This is a genomic window from Paraburkholderia caffeinilytica, assembly GCF_051027425.1.
Classification (GTDB): domain Bacteria; phylum Pseudomonadota; class Gammaproteobacteria; order Burkholderiales; family Burkholderiaceae; genus Paraburkholderia; species Paraburkholderia caffeinilytica_A.
This window is the reverse complement of sequence record NZ_CP186552.1, coordinates 510660-527019: the sequence shown is the minus strand read 5'-3', so window position 1 is coordinate 527019 and position 16360 is coordinate 510660. Positions and strand designations below refer to the sequence as shown.

The 16360-nt window shown below is 62.4% G+C and carries 15 protein-coding genes; all 15 read right to left on the bottom strand.

The features are described from left to right. Positions 1-57: 57 nt before the first annotated feature. The 15 genes from ACOSV0_RS02300 to ACOSV0_RS02230 all read right to left on the bottom strand — a co-directional run bounded on the left by ACOSV0_RS02300 (position 58) and on the right by ACOSV0_RS02230 (position 16360). The gene (locus tag ACOSV0_RS02300) at positions 58-2493 is read right to left on the bottom strand and encodes a 3-hydroxyacyl-CoA dehydrogenase/enoyl-CoA hydratase family protein (protein ID WP_434108488.1); all 2436 of its coding nucleotides are present in this window, start codon (positions 2491-2493) and stop codon (positions 58-60) included. A 124-nt stretch (positions 2494-2617) separates the two neighbouring features. Further along, positions 2618-4405 (bottom strand): acyl-CoA dehydrogenase C-terminal domain-containing protein, encoded by a 1788-nt coding sequence (locus tag ACOSV0_RS02295; RefSeq protein ID WP_434108487.1) that lies wholly within the window; start codon positions 4403-4405, stop codon positions 2618-2620. Positions 4406-4506: 101 nt separating this feature from the next. Beyond that, complete coding sequence (locus tag ACOSV0_RS02290) at positions 4507-5106, bottom strand: TetR/AcrR family transcriptional regulator (protein ID WP_434108485.1); 600 nt, start codon at positions 5104-5106, stop codon at positions 4507-4509. A gap of 227 nt (positions 5107-5333) precedes the next feature. Further along, positions 5334-6593, bottom strand: a complete 1260-nt coding sequence (clsB, locus tag ACOSV0_RS02285) for a cardiolipin synthase ClsB (RefSeq protein ID WP_434108483.1) — start codon at positions 6591-6593, stop codon at positions 5334-5336. Continuing rightward, entirely contained in the window at positions 6590-7090 is a 501-nt protein-coding gene (gene nudB / locus ACOSV0_RS02280; RefSeq protein WP_434108481.1) for a dihydroneopterin triphosphate diphosphatase, read from the bottom strand. The genes clsB and nudB overlap by 4 nt, the downstream gene beginning before the upstream one ends. A gap of 167 nt (positions 7091-7257) precedes the next feature. Then, positions 7258-9057, bottom strand: coding sequence for an aspartate--tRNA ligase (gene aspS, locus ACOSV0_RS02275; RefSeq protein WP_434108479.1), 1800 nt, complete (start codon positions 9055-9057; stop codon positions 7258-7260). Positions 9058-9121: 64 nt separating this feature from the next. Further along, positions 9122-9775 (bottom strand): DUF502 domain-containing protein, encoded by a 654-nt coding sequence (locus tag ACOSV0_RS02270; RefSeq protein ID WP_434108477.1) that lies wholly within the window; start codon positions 9773-9775, stop codon positions 9122-9124. A gap of 75 nt (positions 9776-9850) precedes the next feature. Then, on the bottom strand, positions 9851-10255 hold the full coding sequence (locus ACOSV0_RS02265; RefSeq protein WP_434108475.1) for an FmdB family zinc ribbon protein: 405 nt from the start codon (positions 10253-10255) through the stop codon (positions 9851-9853). Between the two features lie 178 nt (positions 10256-10433). Beyond that, positions 10434-11057, bottom strand: coding sequence for a methyltransferase domain-containing protein (locus tag ACOSV0_RS02260; protein WP_434108473.1), 624 nt, complete (start codon positions 11055-11057; stop codon positions 10434-10436). Between the two features lie 35 nt (positions 11058-11092). Next, positions 11093-12670 carry a ubiquinone biosynthesis regulatory protein kinase UbiB gene (gene ubiB, locus ACOSV0_RS02255; RefSeq protein ID WP_434108471.1) on the bottom strand — a complete coding sequence of 526 codons (1578 nt, stop codon included), beginning with the start codon at positions 12668-12670 and terminating at the stop codon, positions 11093-11095. 15 nt (positions 12671-12685) lie between these two features. Next, positions 12686-13330, bottom strand: a complete 645-nt coding sequence (locus tag ACOSV0_RS02250) for a ubiquinone biosynthesis accessory factor UbiJ (protein WP_434108469.1) — start codon at positions 13328-13330, stop codon at positions 12686-12688. 153 nt (positions 13331-13483) lie between these two features. Continuing rightward, a complete protein-coding gene (locus tag ACOSV0_RS02245) occupies positions 13484-14476 on the bottom strand; it encodes a Tim44 domain-containing protein (protein WP_434108467.1) in 993 nt (330 codons plus the stop codon). A 38-nt stretch (positions 14477-14514) separates the two neighbouring features. Then, the gene (gene ubiE, locus ACOSV0_RS02240) at positions 14515-15246 is read right to left on the bottom strand and encodes a bifunctional demethylmenaquinone methyltransferase/2-methoxy-6-polyprenyl-1,4-benzoquinol methylase UbiE (protein WP_153137354.1); all 732 of its coding nucleotides are present in this window, start codon (positions 15244-15246) and stop codon (positions 14515-14517) included. 69 nt (positions 15247-15315) lie between these two features. After that, positions 15316-15729 (bottom strand): gamma-butyrobetaine hydroxylase-like domain-containing protein, encoded by a 414-nt coding sequence (locus tag ACOSV0_RS02235; RefSeq protein ID WP_434108465.1) that lies wholly within the window; start codon positions 15727-15729, stop codon positions 15316-15318. A gap of 202 nt (positions 15730-15931) precedes the next feature. Next, entirely contained in the window at positions 15932-16360 is a 429-nt protein-coding gene (locus ACOSV0_RS02230) for an HIT family protein (RefSeq protein WP_434108463.1), read from the bottom strand.

Sequence of the window (16360 nt, the reverse complement as noted above, 5' to 3'; positions counted from 1 at the left end):
GAGTTGGTGCCTCAGCGCCTTACTCCGATCCCATGCACGTAGTGCGATCGTCGTCGCTTAGTTGCGCACCGGCTTGCCGGTTTGCAGCATGCCCATGATCCGTTCCTGCGTCTTTTGCGTGCCGAGCAGATCGACAAATGCCTGACGCTCGAGTTTGAGCAGCCATTCTTCGTCAACGAGACTGCCCGCTTCCACATCACCGCCGCACACCGCTTCCGCGATACGGCTGGCGATCAGGAAATCGTGCTCGCTGATGAAACGGCCGTCGCGCATGTTGACGAGCGATGCCTTGATGGTCGCAATCGCCGAGCGGCCTGCCACTGGCACCTGCGTGACACGCAGCGGCGGACGGTAACCCGCGGCGGACAGCGCGCGCGCTTCCTTCTTCGCGATGTCGAGCAGTTCGAACACGTTGAAGACGATCGTGTCGGACGGCTTCAGGTAGCCCATGGCGCGGGCGTCGAGTGCGGAGGACGAAACCTTCGCCATCGCCGCGTTTTCGAACGACTTCTGCACGAACTTCAACAGGTCGTTGGTCGCGCCGGCTGCGGTTGCGGCTTCCGCCGCACGCAGTGCCGCTTCCTTCAGACCGCCGCCCGCCGGCACGAGACCCACGCCGACTTCGACCAGACCGATATAGCTTTCGATGTGTGCAACACGCTTCGCGCTATGCAGCGCCAGCTCGCAACCGCCGCCGAGCGCGATGCCCGACACCGCCGAGATGACCGGCACGCTCGCGTACTTCACGCGCAGCATGCCTTGCTGGAACTTCTTCACGAACGGCTCGATGCCCTTCGCGCCGCCCATCATGAACGCGGGCATGGCTTCTTCGAGGTTCGCACCCGCGGAGAACGGGCCGCCCGGCGTGCCGAGTTTCAGCGACGTGGGCTGCCACACGACCAGGCCCTTGTAGTCCTTCTCGGCCAGTTCGATGGCTTGCGTCAGACCGTCGATCACCGACGGTCCGATCGTGTTCATCTTGCTCTTGAACGACACGATCAGGACGTCGTTCTCGCCGGCACGGTCATCGACCCAGGCGCGCACGGCGTCGGTTTCGAACAGCGTCTTGCCGTAGGTCTTCGGATCAGCCGAGGTTTCGCCGACCAGCGGTGCACGGAACACCTGCTTGTCGTAGACCGACAGCGACGAGCGCGGCACAAACGTCTTCGACGCCGGCGACCACGAACCTTCGTTCGTATGCACACCGCCCTTTTCGGCAACCGGGCCTTCCAGCACCCACGACGGCAGCGGCACGTTCGAGAGCGCCTTGCCGGCCGCGATGTCTTCCTGCACCCATTCGGCGACCTGCTTCCAGCCGGCGGTCTGCCAGCCTTCGAACGGACCTTCGTTCCAGCCGAAGCCCCAGCGGATGGCCAGATCGACGTCACGCGCGTTGTCGGCGATCGATTCGAGATGCACGCCGATGTAGTGATACACGTCGCGGAAAATCGACCACAGGAATTGCGCTTGCGGATGCTCCGATTCACGCAGGAGCTTCAGACGCTCTGCCGGCGGGCGCTTCAGAATGCGGCCAACCAGTTCGTCCGCCTTCGCGCCGCCGTCGACGTACGCGCCCGTTTTCGGGTCGAGCACCTTGATGGCTTTGCCTTCCTTCTTGTAGAAGCCGCCGCCGGTCTTCTGACCCAGCGCGCCCTTCTTCACGAGTTCAGCCAGCACGGCCGGCGTTTCGTAGACCGGGAAGAACGGGTCGTCCTTCAGCGTGTCCTGCATCGTCTTGATGACGTGCGCCATGGTGTCGAGACCGACCACGTCCGCCGTGCGGAACGTTGCCGATTTCGCGCGGCCCAGACGCGAGCCCGTCAGGTCGTCCACTTCGTCGAAACGCAGACCGAACTTTGCGGCCTCCGTAATCACGGCGAGGATCGAGAAAATACCGACGCGGTTGGCGATAAAGTTCGGCGTGTCTTTCGCGCGCACGACGCCCTTGCCGACCACGCTCGTCAGGAACGATTCGAGTTGATCGAGGATTTCCGGACGCGTGGTTGCGGTCGGAATCAGTTCGACCAGGTGCATGTAGCGCGGCGGATTGAAGAAGTGCACGCCGCAGAAGCGCGCCTTCAGTTCATCCGAGAAACCGTTCGACAATTCGGTGATCGACAGACCCGACGTGTTGGTCGCGAAGATCGCATTCGGTGCGATATGCGGCGAGACCTTCTTGTACAGGTCGTGCTTCCAGTCCATTCGCTCAGCGATCGCTTCGATCACGAGGTCGCACTCGGCGAGCTTCCCGATATCGTCGTCATAGTTGGCGGGCTGGATATATTGCGCATCGTCCTTCACGCCGAACGGCGCAGGCGACAGCTTCTTCAGATTCTCGATCGCCTTCAGCGCGATCGCGTTCTTCGGGCCTTCTTTGGCAGGCAGGTCGAACAGCAGCACGGGCACCTTGGCGTTGATCAGGTGCGCTGCGATCTGCGCGCCCATCACGCCGGCGCCGAGCACGGCTACCTTGCGAATGATCAGATTGCTCACGTCGTTCCTCCGGGGAGTTATGCGGTGTCGCGAAGGTGTCTCTTAGGTTTCGCGATGTGTGGCTTGTGGCGGTGGAAGGCGCCACGCCTCTTGAGGGCGCGGCGCTTGCCGTAAGAAATGTGCCTTAGAACAGCGACTCTTCGACGTCCATCAGCGACTTGGAACCGGCGCGCGCCTGACGGATCGTCATGGCCGTTTCCGGCAGCAGCTTCGCGAAGTAGAAGCGTGCGGTAGCGAGCTTGGCCTTGTAGAACGGATCGCCCGATGCTTCGTTGTCCAGCGCGATACGTGCCATGCGCGCCCAGAAGTACGAGAACACCAGGTGGCCGACGGTGCGCAGATACGGCACGGCGGCAGCGCCGACTTCGTCCGGGTTCTGCATCGCCTTCATGCCGATTTCCATCGTCAGCTTCTGCACCTTGTCGCCGATGTCGGCGAGCGGGTTGATGAACTCCTGCATTTCCGGCTTCACGCCTTCGGCTTCGACAAAATCCGACACCAGCTTGCCGAACTTCTTCATCTTCGCGCCCATGTCGCCAAGAATCTTGCGGCCGAGCAAATCGAGCGCCTGAATCGCGTTGGTGCCTTCGTAGATCATGTTGATCCGCGCGTCGCGCACGTACTGCTCCATGCCCCACTCGGCGATGAAGCCGTGGCCACCGTAGATCTGCATGGCGTGGTTGGTGCTCTCGAACGCGTTGTCCGAGAGGAATGCCTTCAGGATCGGCGTGAGCAGCGCGACCAGATCCGCGGCTTCTTTACGCACCGATTCGTCGGCGTGCGACAGTTCCCTGTCGATATGCAGCGCGGACCAGTACGAGAACGCGCGCGCGCCTTCGGCGTACGCCTTCTGCGTGAGCAACATGCGACGCACGTCCGGGTGCACGATGATCGGGTCAGCGGCTTTTTCGGGCGCCTTCGGGCCCGTCAGCGAGCGCATTTGCAGACGCTCTTTCGCGTACGTGAGCGAGTTCTGATAGCCGATTGCGGTCAGGCCCAGACTCTGCATGCCGACGCCCAGACGCGCTGCGTTCATCATCACGAACATCGCGTTCAAGCCCTTGTTCGGCTCACCGACCAGCCAGCCCTTTGCGTTGTCGAGGTTGATCACGGCGGTCGCGTTGCCGTGAATGCCCATCTTGTGTTCGATGGAGCCGCACTTTACGCCGTTGCGCTCGCCCGGTTCGCCGGCTTCGTTCGGGATGAACTTCGGCACGATGAAGAGCGAGATGCCCTTGGTACCCTTCGGCGCATCCGGCAGACGCGCGAGCACCAGGTGAACGATGTTCTCCGCGAGATCGTGTTCGCCGCTGGAGATGAAAATCTTCGTGCCGCTGATCGCGTACGAGCCGTCGCTGTTCGGTTCGGCCTTGGTGCGCAGGATGCCGAGGTCGGTGCCGCAGTGCGGCTCGGTCAGACACATCGTGCCGGTCCAGACGCCCGCAACCAGCTTCGGCAAATAACGTTGCTGCAGTTCCGGCGTGCCGTGCGCGTGCAGGCATTCGTACGCGCCATGCGACAGACCCGGGTACATCGTCCACGCCTGGTTCGCCGAATTCAGCATTTCATACAGCGCGTTGTTCACGAATGCGGGCAAGCCCTGGCCGCCGTATTCCGGATCGCAGCCGAGTGCCGGCCAGCCGGCTTCCACATATTGCTTATAGGCTTCCTTGAAGCCCTTCGGCGTGGTCACGACGCCGTCGCCGACGTACGTGCAGCCTTCCTGGTCGCCGCTGTGATTGAGCGGGAACAGCACTTCGGAGCAGAACTTGCCGGCTTCTTCGAGCACGGCGTTGATCGTGTCCGCATCGAGATCCGCGTGCTTCGGCATCTGCTTGATCTCTGCTTCGACGTTAAGCAGTTCGTGCAACACGAATTGCATGTCGCGCAGCGGCGCGGCGTACTGTCCCATGACTCTCTCTCCCAAGTTTGACAAGGAGCCAGGCCGTTAGTTGAGATCCGTGAATCGGATCTTTCAGCGCCGCTGAATCTGCTTGAAGTTCGGCGGCCTTGCTAACGGCTTTCGCTCTGATACGAAACAATCAATTTTTCCAGCGCGGCCCACGTAAGACGCACTGCATCCGGCAAGTGCAGGAAGCGCGCGTCGTGATGCAGGCCGAGCGTGAAGCTGTACAGTTCGAACAGCATCAGCTGCGGATCGGTGTCGGTGCGCAGATGCCCTTCTTCCATCGCCTGCGAAATTGCACGCGTGAGCGCCGCACGCCAGATCGTCACGCTCGACACCAGTTGCTCGCGCACCGGGTTGTCTCCGCGATCGTCGTACTCGACCGCACCGCTGATGTAGATGCATCCAGTTGTGACTTCCTGAATGCGTTTCTCAATCCAGCGGGAGATCATCGCGCGCAAGCGCGGTAATCCACGAGGCTCGCGCAGACTCGGGAAAAACACCTCGTCTTCAAAACGACGGTGGTATTCGCGCACGACTTCGACCTGCAAATCCTCGCGCGACCCGAAATGCGCGAACACACCGCTTTTGCTCATCTGCATGCGCTCGGCCAGCAACCCAATCGTCAGACCTTCCAGTCCGTCGCGGCTTGCCAGATCAAGTGCTGCTTCGAGAATCGCGACTCGTGTTTGTTCGCCTTTTCGCATAGCTTTTTACCGTTCTAATGTGACCGAAAGAAAATCGAACGGCCGTACTATTATTGAGTGCTGCCGTCCGCGAAACAAGGACTTTATTAGAAACCGGTTTCTAACCCGGTTTCAATTCTGCGGCATCCGTCAATCAGACGAAGGAGATTTTTTAGAGGCGTTTGCCTTCTTTTGTTTCCTTCCATTGACACCGCGCCCTTGCGCCTTATGTGAGAAAGAAAGAAGCGCTAGTCATAGCCGCCCACCGTCAACAGTTTCATTGCCGCCCGATAAGCCGTATAGGCCAGCCAGTTGAGCAGCCGCTCACCCGCCGGACGAGCCTCGTAGCGGGCCTCGTCGATCCGCCGCGAATCCTTGAACGCGACCAGGATCGCTTCACGCAGCGCGCCGATCGACGGGTCGTTCACCAGCACCACGTTGGCTTCGTTGTTGAGCATCAGGCTCAACGCGTCGAGGTTCGACGAGCCGACCGTCCCCCAGTTCGAATCCACCACCGCGACCTTGCCATGCAGCATGGTTTTCTCGTACTCGGCGATCTGCACGCCGGCTTTGAGCAGGGCACGATACAGGAACGGCACGGCGTAATCGAGCGCCTTGAACTCCTTGCGCCCGATGATGAGCTTCACGTCGACGCCGCGCCGCGCCGCGAACACCAGCGCGCGCCGCAGCTTACGGCCGGGCATGAAGTACGGGTTGGCCAGCAGCACTTCGCTGCGCGCCTGGCCGATCGCGGTCAGATACGCCTTTTCGATGGCACGGCGGTTGATCAGGTTGTCGCGCGCGACGAACGCCACGCACGGCTGACCGCCGGCCCACAGCGCCTCGTTGCGATTGCGGCGCCGGCGGCGCAAGGTGCCGAGCGACGCCATGGTCTTCGGCCCGAGATCGGGCCCAAGCGACTCCGGAGGCCGATGCCCGAGGCGAATGCGCCGCCATTGCACCTCGAACGCCTGGCGGATATCGGCGACTACCGGCCCGCGCAATTCCACCGCGAAGTCCCAGCGCCGGTAAGGCAGCCTCTCACCGTTGTTCTCGTAGTCGTCGACGATGTTGATGCCGCCGCAGTAGCCGAACTGGTCGTCCACCACCGCGATCTTGCGGTGCGTACGCGAGAAGCCGAAGCGGCCGAACAGGTGTGGGTTGTAGATGCGATGGTCGATGCCGGCTAGCGGCCATTCGTCGAACATCTTGAGGCGCTCGGTGCCGATGCCGTCGGTAATCACGCGCACCTTGACGCCGCGCGCGGCAGCGCGCAGCAAAGCCGCGCTGACGGCCTGCCCCGCACTGTCGTTACAGAAGATGTAGGTTTCTAGAGCGACGTCGCTCTGCGCGGCGTCGATACGCTCGATCAACGCGGCGAAGAACTCATCGCCGGAGCGCAGTAGCTTGACCTCGTTGTCGGCGGTGAAGCGGTAGCGCTGCCAGTAGCGGCGGCCGAGCAGCGATTGCCGGAGTCGCGCGAAACGCCGCGCGCCGCCGACGCTCACCGGGCACGCTCCTCGGGCCGCGCATTCAGGCGCCCAGCGAGCCGTTTCGGCAATTGCAGGATCGCATCCGCATTCGACGACGAAAAACAACGCGAGGCCGCCTCCTCATAGGGCAGCCACAGGAACGCAGTGTGCTCGCGCGGCGCGAGCGTCACCTCGAGTTGCTCGGGCACTTCCAGGCTGAACCAGTGTTCGGTGTTGTGGATCACGCCCTCGGCGTAGCGATGCCGGAACTGGGGGTAAATCTCATAGTCGATCGAGTACTGCCAGTCGAACAGCGCGCTTTGCGGCACAAGCGTCGTGCCGACCACGATACCGGTTTCCTCGGCAACTTCGCGCGCCGCGGTCTCGATGAAGGGTTCGTCGAGCTGGTCTTTCGAGCCGGTCACCGATTGCCAGAAATCCGCGTGATCGGCACGCCGGATCAACAGCACGTCGAGCGCGGGCGTATGGATGACGACGAGTACGGATTGGGGAATCTTCGGCGGTTTCGGCATGGCGTAAAAACTGGGCGCAACGCTTGCGCGGTACATGTCGGCGAGTGGTCCAATGATCAGTCGGGATCGGTTGCTTCGACTGTAACGCAAAAAACGAAAAAGGCGCATCGCGCGCCTTTTTCGGTGTTTCCTGCTGTCGTTTTCAGACAGCGGTAGTGTGTTCCCGCTTAGACCTTCGGTTCCGGCTGACGCAGGCGGATGTGCAACTCGCGCAACTGGCGCTCGTCCACTTCGCTCGGCGCCTGCGTGAGCAGACACTGCGCGCGTTGCGTCTTCGGGAACGCGATCACGTCGCGGATCGAATCGGCGCCGGCCATCATCGTAATGATCCGGTCCAAACCGAACGCGATACCGCCGTGCGGCGGCGCGCCGTATTGCAGCGCGTCGAGCAGGAAGCCGAATTTGGCCTGTGCTTCTTCCGCGCCGATCTTCAGCGCGCGGAACACCTTGCTCTGCACTTCTTCACGGTGGATACGCACCGAACCGCCGCCGATTTCCCAGCCGTTCAACACCATGTCGTAAGCCTTGGCGAGGCAGCGCGCCGGATCCGTTTCCAGATACTCGAGGTGCTCGTCTTTCGGGCTCGTGAACGGGTGATGCGCGGCGACGTAGCGGTTGTCTTCCTCGTCGTACTCGAACATCGGGAAGTCGATCACCCACAGCGGCTTCCAGCCGGATTCGACCAGACCGTTGGCCTTGCCGAATTCCGAATGACCGATCTTCAGACGCAGCGCGCCCAGGCTGTCGTTCACCACCTTCGCGCGATCCGCGGCGAAGAAAATAATGTCGCCGTCTTGCGCGCCGGTGCGCTCGATGATCGCCTTGACCGCTTCGTCGTGCAGGTTCTTGACGATCGGGCTTTGCAGACCGTCACGGCCCTTCGCCACTTCGTTGACCTTGATCCACGCCAGACCCTTCGCGCCGTAGATGCGCACGAATTCCGTGTAGCTGTCGATGTCGCCACGCGAGAGTTCGCCGCCCTTCGGCACGCGGATCGCCGCGACGCGGCCGTCTTTCGTGTTGGCCGGCGTGCTGAACACCTTGAAGTCGACGTCCCTGACGGCGTCGGTCAGGTCGGTGAATTCGAGCTTGACGCGCAGGTCCGGCTTGTCCGAGCCAAAACGGCGCATGGCTTCCGAGTACTCCATGACCGGGAATTTCTCGGCCAGTTCGACGCCGATCGTTTCCTTGAAGACGTGACGGATCATCGCTTCGAACAGATCGCGGATTTCCTGTTCCGACAGGAACGAGGTTTCGCAGTCGATCTGCGTGAATTCCGGTTGACGGTCGGCGCGCAGGTCTTCGTCGCGGAAGCACTTGACGATCTGGTAGTAGCGATCGAAGTTAGCGACCATCAACAACTGCTTGAACAGTTGCGGCGACTGCGGCAGCGCGAAGAACTGACCCGGGTTGGTACGTGACGGCACGAGGTAGTCGCGCGCGCCTTCCGGCGTGCTCTTGGTGAGCATCGGCGTTTCGATGTCGATGAAGCCCAGCGAGTCCAGGTACTTGCGCACTTCGATCGCGACGCGATAACGCAGACGCAGGTTGTGCTGCATCTGCGGACGGCGCAGGTCGAGCACGCGGTGCGTGAGGCGCGTGGTTTCCGACAGGTTGTCGTCGTCGAGCTGGAACGGCGGCGTGATCGACGGGTTCAGCACGATCAACTCGTGGCACAGCACTTCGATCTTGCCGCTTTTCAGCGTGGCGTTCGTCGTGCCTTCCGGGCGGGCGCGAACCACGCCCTTGATCTGCAGGCAGAACTCGTTCCGGACGCCTTCAGCCGTCTTGAACATTTCCGCGCGATCCGGATCGCAGACGACCTGAACGAGGCCTTCGCGGTCGCGCAGGTCGATGAAGATGACGCCGCCATGGTCGCGGCGGCGGCTTACCCAGCCGCACAGCGAGACAGGTTGGCCCAGCAGTTCTTCGGTCACCAGACCGCAGTATTCAGATCTCATCGACATGATGTTTGTCTTTCGTTTTGCATTGGTTGAGCGGCGCGCCGCAGTGAAACACTGCGCACCGGCATTACAGCGGAGGCTCGACTGTCGTGCGGCGCACCGGCGCCGGCGGCGCGGACGGCGCCACGACGCCCATCGAGACGATGTACTTGAGCGCGGCGTCGACTGTCATGTCGAGTTCGATCACTTCGCTCTTGGGCACCATCAGGAAGAAGCCGGACGTTGGGTTCGGCGTAGTCGGCACATACACGCTGACGTGATCTTCTTTCAGGTGGTTAACCACGTCGCCGCCCGGAACGCCGGTCAGAAACGCAATCGTATAGGAACCGCGGCGCGGGTATTCGATCAGCAGCGCTTTGCGAAACGCATTGCCGCTGCTCGACAACAAGGTGTCCGACACCTGTTTGACGCTGGTGTAGATCGGGCCGACCACCGGAATGTGAGCAACCACGACTTCCCACCACTTCACGAGCTTCTGGCCGATGAAGTTTTGCGTCAACAACCCGACGACAAAGATGAACGCCAATGTCAGCACCGCGCCAAGACCCGGCAAACGGAAGCCGAGCGCGCGCTCCGGCTGCCATGAGGTAGGCAGCAGCAACAGCGTCTGGTCCATCGTGCCGATGATCAGGCCGAGCACCCACAGGGTGATAGCCAAAGGCACCAGCACCAGCAGGCCAGTCAGGAACACCGATTTGAGCGTCGTTTTTTTCGTCGTCATGTGTACCGCCAGAAAGCCGCGCGAGCCGATATCCGGCGCGCGGCGTGTGCACCGCCCCGGAGGGCGGCAGTCCCACTAGGCGCTGCCGGGACCACTCGAACTCGCCGATGCGGCCGGCGCGGCAGCAGGCGCGGCCGGCGTTGCGGCCGCACCCGAAGAAGCGGCGGCGGCCGTACCGTTGGCCGAAGCCGTGTCGGATTTCGCTGCGCCGTCATTCCCGGCTGCGGCGGTTTCGCCCGAATTCGCATTCGAGCCGCCATTCGCGTCGGGCTTGGCCGGCGCGCTCGCGCCGCCGTTACCGCCGCGAAAATCGGTCACATACCAGCCGGAACCCTTCAACTGGAAACCGGCTGCAGTCACCTGCTTGCGAAATGTGTCTTTCCCGCACTCGGGACATTGCGTCAACTGGGGGTCGCTCATCTTCTGAAGCACGTCCTTCCCGAAACCGCATGACTCGCAACGATAAGCGTAGATCGGCATGATCTGTTCCCTACTGAAATCTTGTAAACGCTTGCAAAGCCTTGAATTATAGCCGCAAACGACACCCCTTCCCCGGATTTCGGGGACAAGTGCCGGGCGCAGCCGCCGTCCGCCTAGATGGGGGCGGCCGCGTTCGAATCAAGTGCGGCCCGCGTCACCGCCGGGTCCGGCGGCGTCTTCAATCACGGCGGCGCCAGGTCAGCCAGCGCTCGCGTCCAGCAAAGACGGCGATGGAATCGTTTACGGCTTCGTCTTCGATCAGATCGAAGTACGGCGTGAGCAACGCGTCGAGTTCGGCACGCTCGATACCGAACGGCGGCCCTTTCGGCGTCGCGCCGATGAAATAGAAACCCGCCAGCAGTGCGCCCTCTGGCAACAACCCGGCCATTCGCTGCGCGTAGTCCGCACGGCGCGCCGGCGGTAGCGCACAAAGGAATGCGCGCTCGTAGATCCATGCCGGCGTGAACGGCGGTTCGTAAGCGAAGAAATCGGCCTGCTCGACCAGTTGCGCATGCTGCGCACCCAGTTGTTCGCGCGCTGCCGCTACGGCAGCCGGCGAGAAATCGATTGCCCGGACCGGATTGCCCTGCTCTGCGAGCCAGAGCGCCTCGTAGGCACTACCGCAACCCGGAATCAGTACCGCAGCCCCGCGATGCCGCCCGGCGAACGACTGGAACGCCGACGGCACGCCCGCCTGATCCCACGGCGTGAAATGGCGCTCGAAGCGCTCGTCCCAGAACGCCGGCGAGTTGGGGTCACGGGTCGCAAAATCGGGCGCGGAAGGCGAATTCGGGTCGCTCATGGAATGCCTCGAGTGGATCAGGATCAGGATCGGGATCAGCCGCCGTTGGCGAACGCCAGAAACGCCCGTGCCAGCGCCGCGCCGACACCGACCGCCGCGCCGAACAGCAGCAAGCCTTGCAACAACCGGTTGGTACGCTTCTGTTCGAGCAGAATCTGGCGAATCATGTCGTCGTTCGCGCCGCGCGCATTGTCGTGCCGTCCGGCCAGTACATGATGGATCAGGCGCGGCAACTGCGGTAGCGTCTTGCTCCACTGCGGCGCCTCGATCTTCAGCCGCTCGTACCAGCCGCGCAGACCGATCTGCTCGTTCATCCAGCGTTCGAGGTAGGGCTTGGCCGTCTTCCACAAGTCCAGTTCAGGATCCAGCGAACGGCCGAGCCCTTCCACGTTCAGCATGGTTTTTTGCAGCAACACCAGTTGCGGCTGGATTTCCACGTTGAAGCGGCGCGAGGTCGAAAAGAGGCGCATCAGCACCTGACCGAGCGAAATATCCTTCAGCGCGCGGTCGAAATAAGGCTCGCAAACGGCGCGGATCGCGCTTTCCAGTTCTTCGACCCGAGTAGTGGGCGGCACCCAGCCCGACTCCAGATGCAGCGTGGCGACGCGGTGGTAGTCACGCTTGAAGAAAGCGAGGAAGTTCTGCGCGAGGTAGTTTTTATCGAAGTCCGACAGCGCGCCGATAATGCCGAAGTCGAGCGCGATATAGCGGCCGAAGTGCGCTGGGTCGAGGCTCACCTGAATGTTGCCCGGGTGCATGTCGGCATGGAAAAAACCATCGCGGAACACCTGGGTGAAGAAAATCTCGACACCTTCGCGCGCCAGCTTCGGAATATCGACACCGGCCGCGCGCAGCGTCTCCACCTGGCTGATCGGCACGCCGACCATGCGCTCCATCACCAGCACCGTGGGCGTGCAGAACTCCCAGTACATCTCCGGCACCAGCAGCAGATCGAGCCCGGCGAAGTTGCGGCGCAACTGGCTGCCGTTGGCCGCCTCGCGCATCAGATCGAGTTCGTCGTGCAGGTATTTGTCGAATTCGGCGACCACCTCGCGCGGCTTGAGTCGCTTGCCATCGGCCCACAAACGCTCCGCCCATACAGCGATATCGCGCAGCAAGGCCAGATCGGAATCGATCACCGGCAGCATGTTCGGCCGCAGCACCTTCACGGCGACTGCCTTGCCCGCGTGCTGCCCTGCTTTCACCTTCGCAAAGTGCACCTGCGCGATCGACGCGCTCGCCACCGGCACCCGCTCGAAATCGTCGAACAGCACGTCGACCGGCGCACCGAGCGATTTCTCGACCAATCCGATTGCCACCGCGGAATCGAACGGCGGCACCTGATCCTGCAGCTTGGCCAGTTCATTGGCGATATCCACCGGCAGCAGATCGCGCCGCGTGGACAGCACCTGGCCGAACTTGACGAAGATCGGCCCGAGGCTTTCGAGCGCGAGCCGCAAGCGCACACCCGGAGGCGCCTCGAACTTGCGGCCGATGGTGGTGATACGCAGCAGCAGACGCACGCGCCGGTCGTTGACGCGGCTCAGCATCATCTCATCGAGACCGAAGCGGATGACCGTAAAGAAAATCTTGAGGAAACGCAGAAAACGCATAGTTGTGCCCGATGACTAGCGCGTGCCGCGCGACGTGGCGGCGCCGCCCGGCGCATCGGCGCCGCGGGCTTCGACCTTCTGTTCAAGACGCTCGATGCGCTTTTCCACGCGCGCCAAAGCATCGCGGGCGCGCGCCAGTTCGACGTTGAAATCCTCCAGCGCGGCGCGCCGCACCAGTTGCGGATTTTCATCGAGCAGGTATTCGGCGGCGGTATCGAGCAGATTGCGCCCGGTGCGCCGCGCATGTTCGCCGACCGTACGGACGACCGACGCCACCCGCCACGCCGGACCGTCGCCGATCAGCTTCGCCAGATCCTCCTCCGGCTCCCAGCGCAGATGCTCGGCGAGCCTGGCGATCACAGTCGCAAATTCGGCGTCGCCTTCGATCTTCACGTGCTTCATCACGGCGGCCTGGCCGCCTTGCACAAAGGCCGGCAGCGCATCCGACGGCACCGAGACGGTCACATCGAACTGTTGCGCATCGGTTTGCTCGACCGCGCCCAGATAGCCGTCGGGTTGCACCAGCAGCGTCAGCACGACAGGCGGACAGGACAGCCTGGCGGTCTTGCCTGCGTACGGGGCGAGGCGCTCGCGGGCCCACGATTCGCGGGCGAGCAGATGATTGACAGCAGCAGCGAAGGGCTTGGCGGCGAGGGTCATTGAAAGTGGCAAGAAAAAACCCGCGCAGGCGAGGTGCCCGCGCGGGTTCCTATTGTAACGTCCGTTCGCTTCGCGGCCTGCTATGCCGAACGGCCAACGTTTTGTGCGAAATCAGGACGAGCGGCGTTGCCTCGACGCTGTGCCGCCGCTGCCTCAGTGCTGCGCCACCTGTTGAATGCCGGCCAGCAGCCAGCCTTCGCCAGGCCGGGTCGACTTCGACAGATTCCACACTTCGACGAACGGCTCAGCCGCCGCACCCGCCGATTCGCGGATCAAGCCCGAGAACCGCACGCTGGCGAAGTACTCGGTTGCACGCTCTTCAACGCCCAGCAACTCCGCGTTCAACTGCACCACGTCGGTCTGATTCGACTCGGCGCCACGCGACGAGAGATCGACCTTCACTTCGGCGAACATTTCCGGCGTGGTGAATTCACGGATGTCTTCCGTATTGCCGACGTCCCACGCGGCTTGCAGACGGACGAAGTACACCTTCGCGTTACGCAGGAACGCTTCCGAATCGAAGCCGGCCGGCACGGCCGGTGCGGCGTTGATGGACGGCGTGTTCAGCGGATTGCCTTGCGGTTCGAGGTACGAGCCGGTGGGCGGAGCGGTGTAGCGCGGCTCCTGCGTATAACCGGTGCCGCCCGCATTCAGCGATGGCGCGCCGCCTGCGTACGACGGTTGCGCCGTATCGCGCTTGCGGCCCATGAAGCGGCGGATCAGCCAGATGCCGATCATTGCGATGACCGCGATCACGATCATATTGGCCATGGCGCCGGCAAACGCACCGCCCAGACCGAAGTGCGACAGCAACGCGGCGATGCCGAGACCGGCCGCCAGACCGGCGATCGGCCCAAGCCAGCGCGAGCGGTTAGGCGCGGCGGCCGGGGTCGGCGCAGGCGCCGGAGCCGGTTGCGCACGCTGCTGCATGGCCTGATTGCTTTGGGAAGGTTGCGACGGAGCGGACTGTTGCTGAACCGTGTTCGACTGACGGCCAATACTACGGCCACCGCCCATGCGACGGGCTTCCGCATCGAGCGAGGCGAGAGAGCCGGCCATGATCAGACCGACCACCGCGATCAGTCCGATTCTTCTCACCAACGACCGCTTAACCTTACGGGGAGATAACACGCCTGAATCGGACATTTTCGTACTTTCCTTTAAAAAACGATGGGTTAGGAACCCTAGTATTTGGTCCCCACATGTAAAGCTACCACGCCAGCTGACAAATTGTAATATTTGACGCCGTCCAGGCCAGCTTGTTCCATCATTGTTTTTAAAGTTTCCTGGTCCGGATGCATCCGGATCGATTCCGCCAGGTAGCGGTAGCTCTCGGCGTCCTTCGCAAAACGGTCGCCGAGCCACGGCAACACCTTGAACGAATAGACGTCGTAGACCTTTTTAAGCGGATCCCACACCTTCGAGAACTCCAGCACCAGCAGACGGCCTGCCGGTTTCAACACGCGGCGCATCTCGGCCAGCGCCACATCCTTGTGCGTCATGTTGCGCAAACCGAATGCCACGGTGACCACGTCGAAGTAATTGTCCGGAAAGGGAATCTTTTCGGCGTCGCAGAGCAGCGCCGGCGTGATCACGCCCTTATCCAGCAGGCGGTCGCGGCCCACGCGCAGCATCGATTCGTTGATGTCCGTGTGCCAGACTTCGCCGGTTTCGCCTGCCTGTTTGGCGAACGCCTTCGACAGATCGCCCGTGCCCCCGGCAATATCGAGCACCTTGAAGCCCGGCCGGACGTTGGCCTGGGCGATCGTGAACATCTTCCACGCCCGGTGCAACCCGCCCGACATCAGGTCGTTCATCAAGTCGTAATTGGAGGCGACCGAGTGGAATACGCCCGCCACCTTTTGCGCTTTTTCCTGTTCGTCGACCGATTGAAAGCCGAAGTGGGTTTTGCTCATCGCGCTCGTCCTTTCGCGTATTCTGAAATATGTTGCGCCGCATCAGTGCGGCGATCAGGGCGAATCGTATCAGTGACAGTGTCCGTGCGCAGCGCCAACTGGCGCCATCGGCGCATCACGGTCGACACCGGCCGCTGCCAGTTTGGCGAGATAGTCGCGCCAGAGTTCATCCTGACGGACGGCCATATCGTGCAGCAGGTCCCAGGAATAGATACCGGTGGCGTGCCCGTCGGAGAAAGTCGGCTGCACCGCGTAGTTGCCGACGCCTTCGATCATCGTGATCGTGACGTCGCGTTTACCGGTTTGCAGCGTCTCCTGGCCGGGCCCGTGGCCCATCACCTCCGCCGACGGCGAATACACGCGCAGCAATTCGAACGGCAAGCGATACGTTTCGCCGTTGGCGTATTGCAATTCGAGTACGCGCGATTTGGAATGCACGACCACGCCGGTCGGCACCGGGGTATCGGGAGTCAGTCCACTCATGATGACCTCATAAAGAAAATGCCGGGCCGCCCCAAGTGTTCCGCCTCGCAGGAAGTCCGCCTGGCGGTTGGCCCCTCGGGCGCCCTGACCTGACCCGAAGCGACAGGTTGGGCGCCATCATCGTAACGTCAGGCCGCTCCAGACTTTCCTGGCTTCCTTAAAGAGCCGGAGAGCCGGCGCGAAGCGGCGGATCCGGGAACGCTCAGCCAAGCGCCTGTTCGATTTCCTGCCGCACCGCCTCGCGCAGCAAAGTGGCTTGCGCGCGTCGCGACGACAGTAATGCCTCGGACACCGTGCGTTGGCGAGGCGCCCAGACCGGCAGCGGGAAATGAGCGTCGTTCGAAAACCGCGGAATCACATGCCAATGCACGTGCGGCACCTGGTTGCCGAGGCTCGCCAGGTTGACCTTCACCGGCTGAAGAATGCGCCGGATCGAACGCTCGACCGCGTACACGGCCTGCATCACGCGATCGCGGTCGGCTTCGGCGAGATCGGAAAACTCAGCGACATGCTTGTTCCAGATCACCCGGCAAAAGCCCGGGTAATCATGTTCGTCGGCGAGGACGACACGCAGGGTGTCGTCCTGCCACAGCACGTCGCCGCCATCTTCAAGGCAAAAAACGCAGTCCAT